Source organism: Mycolicibacterium frederiksbergense (assembly GCF_012223425.1).
In the GTDB taxonomy this organism is placed as follows: domain Bacteria; phylum Actinomycetota; class Actinomycetes; order Mycobacteriales; family Mycobacteriaceae; genus Mycobacterium; species Mycobacterium frederiksbergense.
Map to the genome: position 1 here is coordinate 4,651,175 of NZ_CP038799.1, position 14,218 is coordinate 4,665,392.

9 protein-coding genes and 3 pseudogenes are annotated in these 14,218 nt (G+C 64.4%); all 12 read right to left on the bottom strand.

Translation table 11 applies throughout. The features are described 5' to 3' along the window. Positions 1-151 precede the first annotated feature (151 nt). The 12 genes and pseudogenes from nuoN to EXE63_RS25670 all read right to left on the bottom strand — a co-directional run bounded on the left by nuoN (position 152) and on the right by EXE63_RS25670 (position 14,195). On the bottom strand, positions 152-1,672 hold the full coding sequence (nuoN, locus tag EXE63_RS25615) for an NADH-quinone oxidoreductase subunit NuoN (RefSeq protein WP_168144249.1): 1,521 nt from the start codon (positions 1,670-1,672) through the stop codon (positions 152-154). Beyond that, positions 1,669-3,198, bottom strand: coding sequence for an NADH-quinone oxidoreductase subunit M (locus EXE63_RS25620; RefSeq protein WP_210000897.1), 1,530 nt, complete (start codon positions 3,196-3,198; stop codon positions 1,669-1,671). Before EXE63_RS25620 ends, nuoN begins: the two co-directional genes overlap by 4 nt. After that, positions 3,192-5,072 carry an NADH-quinone oxidoreductase subunit L gene (nuoL, locus tag EXE63_RS25625; RefSeq protein ID WP_210000003.1) on the bottom strand — a complete coding sequence of 627 codons (1,881 nt, stop codon included), beginning with the start codon at positions 5,070-5,072 and terminating at the stop codon, positions 3,192-3,194. The genes EXE63_RS25620 and nuoL overlap by 7 nt, the downstream gene beginning before the upstream one ends. Positions 5,073-5,076: 4 nt before the next feature. Further along, on the bottom strand, positions 5,077-5,376 hold the full coding sequence (gene nuoK / locus EXE63_RS25630) for an NADH-quinone oxidoreductase subunit NuoK (protein WP_168144252.1): 300 nt from the start codon (positions 5,374-5,376) through the stop codon (positions 5,077-5,079). Between the two features lie 137 nt (positions 5,377-5,513). Beyond that, positions 5,514-6,239, bottom strand: a pseudogene (locus EXE63_RS25635) (NADH-quinone oxidoreductase subunit J); the annotation flags it as partial. 8 nt (positions 6,240-6,247) lie between these two features. Beyond that, positions 6,248-6,751, bottom strand: coding sequence for an NADH-quinone oxidoreductase subunit NuoI (nuoI, locus tag EXE63_RS25640; RefSeq protein ID WP_168144253.1), 504 nt, complete (start codon positions 6,749-6,751; stop codon positions 6,248-6,250). After that, positions 6,744-7,943, bottom strand: a complete 1,200-nt coding sequence (nuoH, locus tag EXE63_RS25645; protein WP_168144254.1) for an NADH-quinone oxidoreductase subunit NuoH — start codon at positions 7,941-7,943, stop codon at positions 6,744-6,746. Before nuoH ends, nuoI begins: the two co-directional genes overlap by 8 nt. Then, the gene (locus EXE63_RS25650; RefSeq protein WP_168144255.1) at positions 7,943-10,291 is read right to left on the bottom strand and encodes an NADH-quinone oxidoreductase subunit G; all 2,349 of its coding nucleotides are present in this window, start codon (positions 10,289-10,291) and stop codon (positions 7,943-7,945) included. The genes nuoH and EXE63_RS25650 overlap by 1 nt, the downstream gene beginning before the upstream one ends. Next, positions 10,291-11,624 (bottom strand): annotated as a pseudogene (gene nuoF, locus EXE63_RS25655) (NADH-quinone oxidoreductase subunit NuoF). Before nuoF ends, EXE63_RS25650 begins: the two are co-directional and overlap by 1 nt. A gap of 17 nt (positions 11,625-11,641) precedes the next feature. Continuing rightward, positions 11,642-12,265 (bottom strand): annotated as a pseudogene (gene nuoE / locus EXE63_RS25660) (NADH-quinone oxidoreductase subunit NuoE); the annotation flags it as partial. Then, positions 12,262-13,569, bottom strand: a complete 1,308-nt coding sequence (nuoD, locus tag EXE63_RS25665) for an NADH dehydrogenase (quinone) subunit D (protein ID WP_168144257.1) — start codon at positions 13,567-13,569, stop codon at positions 12,262-12,264. The gene nuoD and the pseudogene nuoE, both read right to left, overlap by 4 nt. Continuing rightward, a complete protein-coding gene (locus tag EXE63_RS25670; protein ID WP_168145776.1) occupies positions 13,569-14,195 on the bottom strand; it encodes an NADH-quinone oxidoreductase subunit C in 627 nt (208 codons plus the stop codon). The genes nuoD and EXE63_RS25670 overlap by 1 nt, the downstream gene beginning before the upstream one ends. Positions 14,196-14,218 lie beyond the last annotated feature (23 nt).

Sequence of the window (14,218 nt, forward strand, 5' to 3'; positions counted from 1 at the left end):
TACGGGTACGGTGCAAGCGATTGCTTCGGTATTGATCATGGGCTGGCTCCGATCCCTTGTCCTGGCTGAAGTTCCATTGGTGAGCATGCCCGCTGAGCAGAGGCGAGACGACCCTCGATTGGGGGTCCGCACGGGTGTCGAGACTTTCAGATCAGTGCAGGAACTCGGCTGCCTGGGTGGCGAGCGTCAACAGTGTCTGAGGTGCGATCCCGAGCAGCACGGTCAGCGCGGCCGCCGCCGCGACAGCGACGGCGGCCAGGGGCCCGGGCCGCGCCGGCACTGCCGTACCTTCACCGGGTTCGTCGAAGAACATCACGACGATGACCCGTGAGTAGGCGACTGCCGCAATGACGCTGCACGTCAATGCCACCAGCACCAGGGCCGTGCCGCCGTTGTCCAGTGCGGCCTTCAAGACCCCGAACTTGCCGATGAATCCGCTCGTGAGCGGAATTCCTGCAGCGGCAAGCAGAAACAGGGCCAGGGCGGTGGCCAAGAAAGGTGATCGTCGCCCCAAGCCACGCCAATGGGTGATGTCGGCGTCCTCGGTGTCGCCGCGGCCGTGGATGAGGCCCGCCACAGTGAACGCGCCCAGTGCGCTGATGCCGTAGGCGAGGAGATAGAACATCGTCGGCGCCAGACCCCCCGCAATCATCGTTGCGCCGGTGAGAATGAAGCCGACATTGGCCACCGAGGAGTAGGCCAGTAACCGTTTGATGTCGAACTGACTGACCAGCAGAACACTGCCGACCACCATGGTGAGGATCGCGACCGCCCACAATACCGGCCGCCAGGCCTCGATGAGGCCGGGCAGGGCGACGTGGAGCAGACGTAGCAGCGCCCCGAACGCCGCGATCTTGGTTCCGGCCGACATGAAGCCACTGATCGGTGTGGGGGCACCCTGGTACACGTCGGGGACCCACGAGTGGAACGGCACGGCTCCGAGTTTGAACAGCAGTCCCACCATGATCAGAGCGGTACCCATCAGCGCCATCGTCGTGTCACCACCACCCTGCTGGATCGTGCTTGCGATAGCCGACAGGTTCAGCGTGCCTGCGTAGCCGTACAGCAATGCCACGCCGTAAAGGAAGAAGGCTGAGGAGAATGCGCCAAGCAAGAAGTACTTCAACGCGGCTTCCTGCGCGAGGACGCGGCGGCGACTTGCCAAGCCGCACAACACATAAAGCGGAAGCGAGAGGACCTCCAGAGAGACGAACATCGTCAACAGGTCTGCTGCTGCGGGGAGGAGCAACATCCCGCTGAGTGCGAACATCAGAAGGGGAAAGATCTCGGTTTGGATCACGCCGGCACCTGCTGCCGTGCGTTCGGCAGCACTACGCGGAGCCAGCGCGCCCTGCGGAGCGAAGGCGACCAGGCGGCCCCGCGCGACGGGGGCGATGGCGATGAGCCCGGTCACCAGGATGCCGCCTTGAAGGAACAGCGTGGGCCCATCGATGGCCACTGAACCGACTAGGGCGCTGCTGCGGTGCCCAGTCAGTGAGATCACCGCGCCCAGGGCGGCGACCATACCGGTGACGCTGACGGCAAGCTGTGCGCGGTAGCGGATCGAGCGGGGCAGAAGTGCTTCGATGAGCACGCCGGTGACCGCGGTGCCGAGCATGATCAGCATCGGCATCAGCAAGCTGTACTCGATACTGGGCGCGGGGATGCTCATGGATGCTCCGCCATCGCGGCCGTGGGTGTGCGGTCATGTTCTCCGACAATGAACATCGTGTGGGCCACCGTCGGGTCGATCAGCTCCAGAACCGGCTTCGGGTAGACCCCGAATCCCAGCAGAACTGCGAGAAGCGTTGCCGAGACCGCAAGTTCCCGAGGACGCAGGTCGATGACCCGCTTACTGTTGTCGGTGACGGGCCCAGTCATGATCCGTTGGTACATCCACAGGATGTAGATCGCGGAAAGAACAAGCGCCAGCGCCGAGCAGATCGCCATCACCGGATAGCGGGTGAACGTGCCGATCAGCACGAGGAACTCGCTGACGAACGGCGCCAGTCCGGGCAGTGCCAGGCTGGCGAGTCCAGCGACCAGGAACGTGCCGGCAAGGACAGGTGCCACCTGCCGGACACCACCGTATCCGCCGATGCTCTGCGTGCGGCCACGCAACACCAGAAAACCCGCGATGAGCAGTATCGCGGCGGTCGAAACACCGTGATTGACCATGTAGAGGATGGCGCCGCTCTGGCTCTGGCTGGTCATGGCGAAGATACCCAGGGTGATGAACCCGAAGTGGGACAGCGACGCATAGGCGATCAACCGCATCATGTCCGTCTGGCCGATGGCAAGCACTGCGCCATATACGATCGCGATCACCGAGAGTCCGACGATCAGTGGCCGGAAGTACGTGGCCGCTTCCGGAAACAGTTGCAAGCAGTACCTCATCATCCCGAATGTCCCGATTTTGTCCACGATGGCCATGATCAGCACCGCGGTTGCCGGTTTCGCTGTTGCCACCACATCGGGAAGCCACGTGTGCAGCGGCCACATCGGAGCCTTGACCGCGAATGCGAACATGAAGCCGGCGAAGAGAAGTCGGGAGGTGGTACTCGATCCGTGCTCGCCGCCAGCCAGGTCGCGGATATCGAAACTCGCGGCACCCGATGCGGTCATCACGTACATCCCGATGACTGCGGCGAGCATGATCAGCCCGCCCGCAAGGTTGTACAGCAGGAACTTCATCGCGGCGCGGGAGCGGTCCGGACCGCCGAAACGCCCGATGAGCAGATACGTGGGAATCAGTATTGCCTCGAACAGCACGTAGAACAGCAGCACGTCCAGAGCGACGAAGGTCAGCAGGGCCATTGCCTCGACGGCGAGTATCAGTGCGACGTAGGTATGAACTGCGCGCCCTCCGGCGGGTACATCGTTCCAGCCTGCGACTATCAACAGCGGTACCAGCCCCGCCGTCAGGACCACCATCGACAATGCGAGGCCGTCGACACCGACAATGTAAGCGGCACCGAAAGACGGTATCCAACTGTGCTTTTCGACGAACTGATAGTGCTGCCCGGTGGCGTCGAAACCCGACGTCAGCACCGCCGAGACCGCCAACGGAGTCAGCGCCGCGCCCAGTCCGAGGTATTTGGCGAAGGTGTGCCGGTCGGACGGCACCAGTACGACGATGCATGCGCCGACAGCCGGGGCCAGCCACAGGACGGTCAACCAGGGGATGCCGTTCACCAGATCCTCATTCCGACGATGGTCGCGATCGCTGCGGCGGCGCCGACGAACACACTGAGCGCATAGGACCGCACGAAGCCCGTCTGAAGCGGGCCCAGCCTGACACTCACCCCACTGACGAGCGCTGCGATTCCCAGGGCTATGCCGTTGATACCTCGTTCCCCGACGTCCGAGGCGATGGCGATGACGCGTCGGCCGGGCCGTATGAAAGCCGCCTCGTTGAAGCTGTCACCGTAGAGATCACGGCGGGCTGCGATGGTCACGGGTGATCCCTCTGGTGCATTAACCGACACTCCCTGTGCTGCATGAATTCGGACGGCGATGAGAACGCCCGCGGCGACCGCGACCAGCGTCATCGCCGTGACGGTCCACGCGGTGGCGTGCGTCTCGTTGTCGATTCCACCCACCACGGGTGCAAGCCAGTCATGCAGTGTGCCACCAACAGTCAGTAGTGCACCCATGGATACCGACCCGATGGCCAGCACGATCATCGGCAAGAGCATGGTGGCCGGCGCTTCGTGGGGATGCGTGTCGGCCGGCCAACGCCTGTGGCCGGCGAAGGTCATCAGCATGATTCGTGTCATGTAGAACGCGGTGAGACCGGCACCGAGCAGTGCGGCGCCGCCCAACAGCACTCCGCGTGTCCCCCCCGCAGCGAAAGCGACTTCGATGATGGCGTCCTTGGAATAGAACCCCGCCAGCGGTGGCACTCCGATGATGGCCAGATATCCCAAACCGAATGTCACGAAGGTGGCGGGGAGAACTCTGCGCAGACCGCCGAACCGACGCATGTCCACGTTGTCGTCCATCGCGTGCATCACCGAGCCGGCGCCCAGGAACAAGCCCGCCTTGAAGAAGCCGTGGGTGATCAGGTGCAGGATCGCGACCGGATAACCGGCGGGACCGAGTCCCGCGGCCAGCACCATATAGCCGATCTGGCTCATCGTCGAGGCCGCCAGTGCCTTCTTGATGTCGTCCTTGGCGCAGCCTATGACGGCCCCGAAGAGCAAGGTGGCGGCGCCCACCGTGACCACGGCGGTCTGTGCCGCCGGGGCCAGGTCGAACACCGGCCCGGACCGCACGATGAGGTACACCCCTGCGGTCACCATGGTCGCCGCGTGGATGAGGGCCGAGACCGGCGTCGGCCCTTCCATCGCATCACCGAGCCACGACTGCAGCGGCAACTGAGCGGATTTCCCGCATGCGGCGAACAACAATGACAGGCCGATAACCGTCAGGGTGCCGTGCCCCAGCTCCGGTGCGGCCCCGAACACGGCGTCGAAGGACACCGATCCCACGGCGCTGAACATCACCATCAGGGCCACTGCCAGGCCGATGTCACCCACTCGATTCATGACAAACGCCTTGCGCGCCGCGGTGGCGGCGGCAGGCTTGGCATCCCAGAATCCGATCAACAGATAGGACGCCAGCCCGACGGCTTCCCAGCCCGCGTACAAGCCCAGATAGTTGTCGGCCAGTACGAGCAGCAGCATTGCCGCGATGAAGAGGTTCAGGTACGCGAAGAACCGGCGCCGATAGGGATCGTCGGCCATATAGCCGATCGAGTAGATGTGAATCAGCGATCCCACACCCGTGATCAGCAAGGCGAAGCACATCGACAACTGATCCACGTGCAATCCGAGGTCCACCTGCAGAGCGTCGGCGGGAATCCAGGAGAACAGCAACCGGCTGATGGTTCGGTCCTCTACGGGACGGTCCAGCATTCCGATGAACAGCCGTACGGTGACCGCGAAGGACGCGATGGCCGCCGCGCAGCCCAGGAGGTGCCCCCAGCGGTCGGTGCGCTTTCCGCCCAGCAGTAACAACACGGCGCCCGCGGCAGGCAGCGTGATCGACAACCACAGCAGATGTCCCACGTCGTCAGCCCCGCAGCAGGCTGGCAGCGTCGACATCAGCAGACCGGCGGGTGCGGAATATCGACATGATGATCGCCAGTCCGACGACGACCTCGCATGCAGCCACCACCATGGTGAAGAACGCCACGATCTGTCCGTCGAGATTGTCGTGTGCCCGGGAGAACGTGACGAGGGCCAGGTTGCCGGCATTGAGCATGAGTTCCACGCACATGAAGACGACGATGACGTTGTGCCGCAAGAGCACTCCCAATGCGCCGATGCTGAACAGGATCGCCGAGAGGTACAGGTAGTTGTCATGATTCATCGGTCGGTGCCTTCCGCCGAGAAGCCCGGATACGTCTCACCGTCGTTGGGCGCCGCGTCTGTCCAACGCTCCACCCAGACCGGCGCCTCGGCGGAGACCACCGTGACCAACTGCAGCCGAAGCTGTGAGCCTGCCTGGGTCTGTGACGGAGGCACCCGGCGGGGGAGCAGGCTGCCGGCTACGGAGTCGGGAGCGCCGGATCCATCCGGCAGCCGTGCGGGGAAGTCGACGGCATTGTGGCGGGCGTAGACGCCAGGACTGGGTAGGGGCGTCGGCCGCCCACCGGGCCGGAATCTCTCGATGGCCAACTCCCGCTGGGTCTTACGCCGTTCGAACCGCTCGCGATGGGTCAACACCATAGCCGCCATCGCGGCGGTGATCATCAATGCGCCTGTCAGTTCAAAGGCCCAGATGTAACGGGTGAAGATCAGGACCGCCAGGCCTGCGACGTTGTCGTCCGCGTTCGCTTCCCGCGCACCGACCAGCTCGGTTCCTGCTGATTGCCCGATGCCGGAAACCAACAGCACGGAGAACCCGATCGCCACCAGAATCGATGCCCAACGTTGTCCACGAATCGTTTCGCGGAGCGATTCGGAGAGGTCGACGCCGATGAGCATCAGCACGAAGAGAAACAGCATCATCACAGCACCGGTGTAAACGACAACCTGTACGACACCGAGGAACACGGCGTCGAGCGCCACGTAGAACGCCGCCAGCGTGATCATCGTCATGCCGAGAAACATTGCCGAATACACCGCGCGGACGGCTGCCACCGTGCCGATCGCACCTGCCACCGCGACGGTACCCAGTGTCCAGAACGCCACGGCTTCACCGGCCGAGGTGACCGGGAGGGCCTCCGCCATCAGGGTGGTCACGCCTGCTCCGGACGACCGTAGTAGTCCTTGGCAGTACTGCCGGGCGCCAGGGGATGTGGTGGTGCCGTCATCCCCTGCATTAGTGGCGCCAGCAGGTCCTCCTTCCCATAGATCAGGTCGGTGCGGTTGTCATCGGCCATCTCGTAGTCGTTCGTCATCGTCAGCGCGCGAGTGGGGCATGCCTCGATGCACAGCCCGCAACCGATACAACGCAGATAGTTGATCTGATAGACGCTTCCGTACCGCTCACCGGGTGAGAAACGCTGTTCGTCGGTGTTGTCGGCGCCTTCGACGAAGATGGCGTCGGCCGGGCACGCCCACGCACACAATTCACAGCCGATGCATTTCTCCAAACCGTCGTCGTAGCGGTTGAGCTGGTGACGTCCGTGGTAGCGCGGCGCGGTCGGAGCCTTGCTCTCCGGATAATGTTCGGTGGCAGTCTTTTTGAACATGGTTTTGAATGTGACGGCGAATCCGGCCAGTCCGGCGAGCTTAGACATCAATTTCCTTCCGGTGCACGACGAGGTCCGATATGGGGTCGATGGCGCGGGCGCGCCGTGCCCGCACGCGTGTGCGCAAGGTGGCGGTCAACACGGCGGCGAGGATGGCCGCCGCGCCGGCCAGGGATGTCCACGGCACACGGGCTCCCTGATCGGGAAGGCTGCTCGAGAGAGCGACGACCATCAACCAGGCCAGCGCGGCCGGGATCAGGAGCTTCCATCCCAGCGCCATGAACTGGTCGTAACGCAATCGTGGCAAGGTACCGCGCAACCAGATGAAAAAGAACAGGAAGATCCATATCTTGGCGGTGAACCAGAGCAGCGGCCACCAGCCGAGGTTGACTCCGTGGATCATCGACAGCGGCCACGGCGCCTGCCATCCACCGAAGAACAAGGTGGTTGCCAGGGCGGACACCGTGGTCATGTTGATGTATTCGGCCAGCATGAACATGGCGAACTTCAACGACGAGTACTCGGTATGGAAACCTCCGACGAGCTCACCTTCGGCCTCGGGCAGGTCGAACGGTGCGCGGTTGGTCTCTCCGACCATCGCCGTCAGATAGATGAGCAACGATGGCGCCAACACGAATGCGAACCACGTGTGTTGTTGGGCGGTGACAATTCCCGAGGTTGACATGGTGCCGGCGGTCACGAACACGGCGGCGAACGAAAGAGCCATGGCGATCTCGTAGGACACGACCTGAGCCGCGGAACGCAATCCACCCAGCAGGGGATAGGTGGAACCGGACGCCCACCCCGCCAGCACGATGCCGTAGACACCGACCGAGGTCACGGCGAGCACGTACAACACCGCCACCGGCATGTCTGTGAGTTGCAGCGGGGTGGTGTGCCCGAATATCGAAACCTCGGGCCCCATGGGGATCACCGCAAAGGCCATGACCGCCGGCACCACGGAAATGATCGGGGCAAGCAGATACGTCGGCTTGTCCGCGCGGGCAGGGATGAGCCCCTCCTTGAGGGCGAGCTTGATCCCGTCGACGAGCGACTGCAGAAGGCCCCGCGGCCCCACCCGGTTGGGGCCGAGCCGCATCTGCATGCGGGCCAGGACTTTACGTTCTACCAGGATTGCCACCAAGACGGTCACCACCAGGAATGCGAAGATTCCCAGCGCCTTCAGTAGCACCAGCCACCACGTGTCGTGGCCGAAGGCGCTCAGATCGGCAACAGGCATCAGCCGGCCCTCCCGATGTTCACCACTGCTCCGGCGGTGACGCCGAGTTGAGCATTGACCGCACTTCCGGATGAGTTCATCGGTACCCACACCACCCGATTCGTCATATCGGTGATCTTCACGGGCAGTGTGATCGCACCTCTGGCGGTCGATATCGACACCTTTTCGTGCTCAGCGACCCCGATCTCAGCGGCAGTGGCCGGGGAGAGCCGGGCCACCGCGGCGCGTGCTGTGCCCGCCAGGAACGGTTCGCCGTCCTGCAGCAGACCGGCATCCAAAAGTTCGCGCCACGTCGACAGGACGGCCTGCCCCGGTCCCGGGCGGGCGCCGGTGGGCGCCGGTACGGGTGGACTCACGGACTGCGCGGCGGGCCGCGCACCGAGTCGGCGTAGGTCCTCGCGTGCGGTGGCGTCGTCGGGCAGGCTCAGCGGGACGCCCATTTCGGCGGCGAGTGCGTCGAGCACCCGCAGATCGGACATGGCTCCGGTATCGGGTATCGATGCGGCGAAATAACGTTGCCGCCCTTCCCAATTCAAGAAGGTCCCGGACTTCTCCTGGACTGGTGCCACCGGGAGAACGACGTCGGCGTGTCGCGTGACAGTGCTCTCGCGGACCTCAAGGCTCAATACGAACGGAGTTTCCTGCAGTGCTCGCCGGGCTGTCTGCGGATCTGTCAGATCGTCGAGCTCTACACCGCCGATCACCAGGGCGGCCAGGTGCCCCTGTGCGGCATCGCCGATGATGGCTCCGGTATCGCGGCCAGGATGGCCGGTGCGGCGCCCGCCGGGTAGCAGCGTGGGAAACGCGCCCGCCTCCAGTGCGCCGCGCTCGCCGGCGCGGCGCGGGATCCAGGCCAGTTTTGCGCCGGTGCCGTCGGCCAGGCGTGCGGCCGCCGTCAGGGCACCGGGGCTGGCGGACAGGCGTTCCCCGACCACGATCACCGCGCCGCGGCAACGTAGCAGGTCGGCAACGTCCCCGCGGTGCAGCGCGTCGAGGACCGCACTCTCGCCACCTGGCGCGGCAGCCAGCAGCTGCCCGCCCATCTTGGTGAGGCCACGGCTGGCGAAGGGCCCGATCGAATAGACCGGCAGGCCGCCGCTGCGCACGGCCTTGCGTAGCCGGAGGAAGAGAATGGGTGACTCGTCTTCGGGTTCCAGCCCGACCAGCAAGACCACCGGTGCGACCGACATATCGGCGTAGGTCACGTCCAGCGGGCGCCCGGCGATACGGTTGGACAGAAACCATGTCTCCTCGGCAGAGTGTGCGCGAGCACGGAAGTCGATATCGTTGCTGCCCAGCGCCACTCGGGCGAACTTCGCGTAGGCGTAGGCGTCCTCCATGGTGACCCGGCCACCGACGAGAACGCCTGTCTGCTGCTTTGCCCGCCGAAGGCCGGCTGCCGCCGTGGCCAGCGCTTCTGACCACGATGCCGCGATCAGTTCGCCGTCTTCGCCCCGGACCAGCGGTTCGCGGATTCTGTCGGGCTGCGTCGCATAGTGGAAGGCCCACCGCCCCTTGTCACAGTTCCACTCCTCGTTGACCTCAGGGTCATCGGCTGCCAGCCGGCGCACCACTTTTCCCCGGCGGTGGTCGGTGCGCTGAGCGCACCCCGACGCACAGTGCTCACAGACGCTGGGCGTGGATTGCAGGTCGAAAGGCCGGGCCCGGAATCGGTAGGCTGCGCCGGTCAGGGCACCGACAGGGCATATCTGCACCGTGTTCCCCGAGTAATAGGAGTCGAACGGTTCACCCTCGGCGATCCCGATCTGTTGGGCGGCACCGCGTTCCATCAGGTCGATCATGTGATCGCCGGCGATCTGGTCGGCGAATCGGGTGCATCGTGCGCATTGGACGCACCGCTCGCGGTCCAGCAGAACCTGCGTGGACAGGTTGATCGGCTTGGCGAAGGTTCGTTTGACATCGGTGAAACGAGACTCGGTGCGGCCGGCGGACATCGCCTGGTTCTGCAACGGGCACTCGCCGCCCTTGTCGCATACCGGGCAGTCCAACGGGTGGTTGATCAGTAGCAGTTCCATCACGCCACGCTGGGCATCCGCGGCGACCGTAGAGGTCAATTGAGTGTTGACCACCATGTCCGGCGCGACGGCCGCGGTGCATGACGCGAGCGGCTTGCGTTGACCTTGGACGTCGACCAGGCATTGCCGGCAGGCGCCGACCGGCTCCAACAACGGATGATCACAGAATCTCGGAATCTCGATACCGGCAAGCTCGGCAGCTCTGATGACCAGGGTTCCCGCGGGAACTGTCAGCGCCTGCCCGTCGATCGTGAGGTGCACCGACGCGGCCGCCCGGGTCGGCGCTTCGTGGACTGGCTCGATTACCGTCATCAGATTCTCGACTCCTGTGTCTCCAACAAAGCGGACTCCGCGGGATCGAACGGACAGCCACCCAGTGTGATGTGGGCCCGGTATTCATCGCCGAAATGCAACAGCGATGACACGATGGGGCTGGCCGCACCATCGCCCAAGGCGCAGAAAGACTTTCCGTTGATGCTGTCCGCGATTCGGCGAGCGCACCCAGGTCCTGCGAGGTCGCGGACCCGAGTTCCAGACGCTCGTAGATCTGGGTTAGCCAGTACGTCCCTTCCCGGCATGGTGTGCACTTCCCGCACGACTCGTGCGCGTAGAACTGGGTCCAGCGCCGGACCGCACGCACCACACATGTGGTGTTGTCGAAGATCTGCAGGGCCTTGGTGCCCAACATCGAACCGGCCGCCGTGACGCCCTCGTAGTCCAGGGGCACGTCGAGGTGTTCGGCGGTCAGCAAGGGGGTGGATGATCCACCTGGTGTCCAGAATTTCAGTGCGCGCCCGGCGCGCACTCCGCCGGCGTAACCGAGGAGTTCACGCAGTGTGATGCCCAGCGGCGCCTCGTACTGACCGGGGGAGGTGACGTGTCCGGACAACGAGTACAGGGTGAAACCGGGGGATTTCTCGGTCCCCATGGTGCGGAACCACTCATCCCCGTTGGCCAGTATCGACGGCACCGAGGCGAGCGATTCGACATTGTTGACCACCGTCGGGCACCCGTACAGTCCGGCTTCGGCTGGGAACGGCGGCCGGAGCCGAGGTTGTCCGCGCCGCCCTTCCAGGGAGTCCAGTAAGGCGGTCTCTTCGCCGCAGATGTAGGCGCCGGCACCGGCGTGTACCACCATGTCTAGGTCGAAGCCCGACCCATGAATATTCGTGCCGAGATGGCCGCCCTGGTACGCCTCGGCCACGGCTTGTCGCAGGCGGCGCACCACGGGTACCACCTCGCCACGCACATAGATGAACGCATGGTGGGCGCGAATCGCGTACGCGGCGATGATCGTGCCTTCGATCAGCAGGTGCGGGGCGGCCAGCATCAGCGGGACGTCCTTGCACGTACCGGGTTCGGATTCGTCGGCATTGACCACCAGGTAATGCGGCGGCGGGGTTGGGTCCGACGAATCCTGTTTGATGAAGGACCATTTCACCCCGGTGGGAAATCCGGCCCCGCCCCGGCCCCGAAGGCCGGAACGTTTGACCGTGTCGATGACCTCGTCGGGGTCCATGCGCAATGCTCGTAGCAGCGCCGCATAACCGTCGTGCTCGCGATAGGAGGCCAGGGTCCAGGATTCGGGGTCCGCCCAGTGCCGGCTCAGGACCGGAGTCAGTGCTGTTGCGTCACCGGGCGTCACAGTTCGGCGTCCGTAATGGGCTGCGCGACCCCGGCCAGGATGCGTCCGGTCTGCCGGAACGTGCACAGTGGGGCGCCGCGCGTCGGCGTGACACCATGACCGGCACGCAGCGCATCCACCAGGTCCCTGGCCGAACGTGGTGACTGGTTGTCGAAGAACTCCCAGTTCACCATGACCACCGGGGCGTAATCGCATGCGGCGTTGCACTCGACATGCTCGAGCGTGATGCGGGTGTCCTCGGTGGTTTGGCCCGCCTGCACGCCGAGATGCTGCTGTAGCGACTCCAGGATCGCATCACCGCCCATCACCGCGCACAGTGTGTTGGTGCACACGCCGACCAGATAGTCACCGGTGGGCGAGCGGCGGTACATCGAGTAGAACGACGCCACGGCGCTGACATCGGAGCGTGTCAGGCCGAGTCGGTCGGCGCAGAACCGGACTCCGGCGGGCGTGATGCACGAGTCCACCGACTGCACCAGATGCAGCAGCGGTAGCAGCGCCGAGCGCATGTGCGGGTATCTGGCGATGATCGTCTCGGCATCCGCTTGCAACCCGGCGAGCACAGGCTCGGGGTAGGACGTGCGTCCGCTGAAACGGTGGCTCTCATCGGCTGCGAGACCTAGTTGCAAGAACGTTTTCATCGGTCGACTCCCCCCATCACAGGATCGATACTGGCCAGCGCGGCGATCACGTCGGCGATCATGCCGCCCTCGCACATCGCTGCCACCGCTTGCAGATTCGTGAACGACGGGTCGCGGTAGTGCACCCGGTAGGGCCTTGTCCCACCGTCACTGACCAGATGGGCTCCGAGCTCGCCGCGGGGCGATTCGACGGCCGTGTAGACCTGGCCCGCAGGCACCCGGAAGCCCTCGGTCACCAGTTTGAAGTGATGGATCAGCCCTTCCATGGAGTCACCCATGATCTGGGTGACATGCGCCTCAGAGGTCCCCAGACCGTCCGGACCCAACTCGAGGTCGGCGGGCCAGCCGAGCTTCTTGTCGTCGATCATCACCGGACCCGGCCGCAACCGGTCGAGACACTGCTCGACGAGCCTGAGCGACTGATACATCTCGCCGACCCGAATGAGGTAGCGGCCGTATGAATCGCATCGATCATCGGTGACGACGTCGAAATCGAATGTCTCATAGCTGCAGTAGGGCTGGGCTTTTCGGAGATCGAGGGCGAGACCGGTGGAGCGCAGGATCGGTCCGGTCACTCCCAGCGCCAGGCAGCCGTTGAGGTCCAGGTAGCCGATCCCTTGTGTGCGGGCCTTCCAGATTCGGTTGGCGGTGAGCAGGTCCTCCAGGTCGCGTAGTCCTTTGGGCAGACTCGTCAGCAATTCCCGGACCTGTCCTAGGGCTCCGTCCGGAAGATCCATCGCTACTCCGCCCGGGCGGATGTAACCGTGATTCATCCGCAGCCCAGTGATGGTCTCGAAGACAGCCAGGATCTGCTCCCGCTCCCGGAATCCGTAGAACATCGGGCCCATGGCACCGAGCTCCATCCCGCCGGTGGCGATCGCCACCAGGTGTGAGGAGATGCGATTGAGCTCCATCAACATCACGCGTATCACCGTCGCACGTTCGGGAATGTCATCGGTGATGTCGAGTAGGTTTTCGACCCCGAGGCAGTAGACGGTCTCGTTGAAAAACGGTGACAGATAATCCATCCTGGTCACGAACGTGACTCCCTGGGTCCACGTGCGGTACTCGAGGCTCTTCTCGATCCCGGTGTGCAGGTAGCCGATACCGCAGCGTGCCTGAGTGACGATCTCGCCGTCGAGTTCCAGGATGAGGCGCAGCACGCCGTGCGTGGAGGGATGTTGTGGACCCATGTTGACGACAAGCCGCTCGCCGGCCTGAGCGTTGTGCGCGTTGGCGAGTACCTCGTCCCAGTCCTGTCCACCGACATCGACGACAGCGGGATTGCGCATGTGTGAGCCCATCAGTGATACGCCCGGCGCTGGTCGGGGGGCGGCACCTGAGCACCGTGGTACTGCACCGGAATGCCACCGAGCTGGTGGTCCTTGCGCTGCGGATGGCCGACCCAGTCGTCGGGCATCTCGATACGACTCAGGGCTGGGTGTCCGTCGAAGATGATCCCGAAGAAGTCGTAGGTCTCGCGTTCATGCCAGTCACAGGTGGGATAGACCGCATAGAGTGACGGGATGTGTGGATCCTCCTCAGGGGCAGTGACTTCGAGGTTGATCCGACGATTGTGGGCGATCGACATCAACGGGTACAGCGCATGTAGCTGTGCGCCGGCCTGGGTCGGGTAGTGCACGCCGCTGACTCCGGCACAGAGATCGAAACGCAGTTTCGGATGGTCGCGCAGGATCTCGGCGATCGCACGGATATGCCGGCGGGCCACCGTGACGGTGAGTTGGCCACGGTGCATCGTCACGTGTTCAACGGCGGTATCGAACGTCCCGGAGCCGACGGCACCGGCAAGGGTGTCGATCAACTCGTCGTAGTATCCGCCGTAGGGTCTCGGGGTGCCGGCCGGCTGCGCCGAGGCTCTGACAAGGCGCCCATACCCCGAGGTATCGCCGGATCCGATCGCACCGAACATGCCGGCCGATGTGCGGTTGGGCG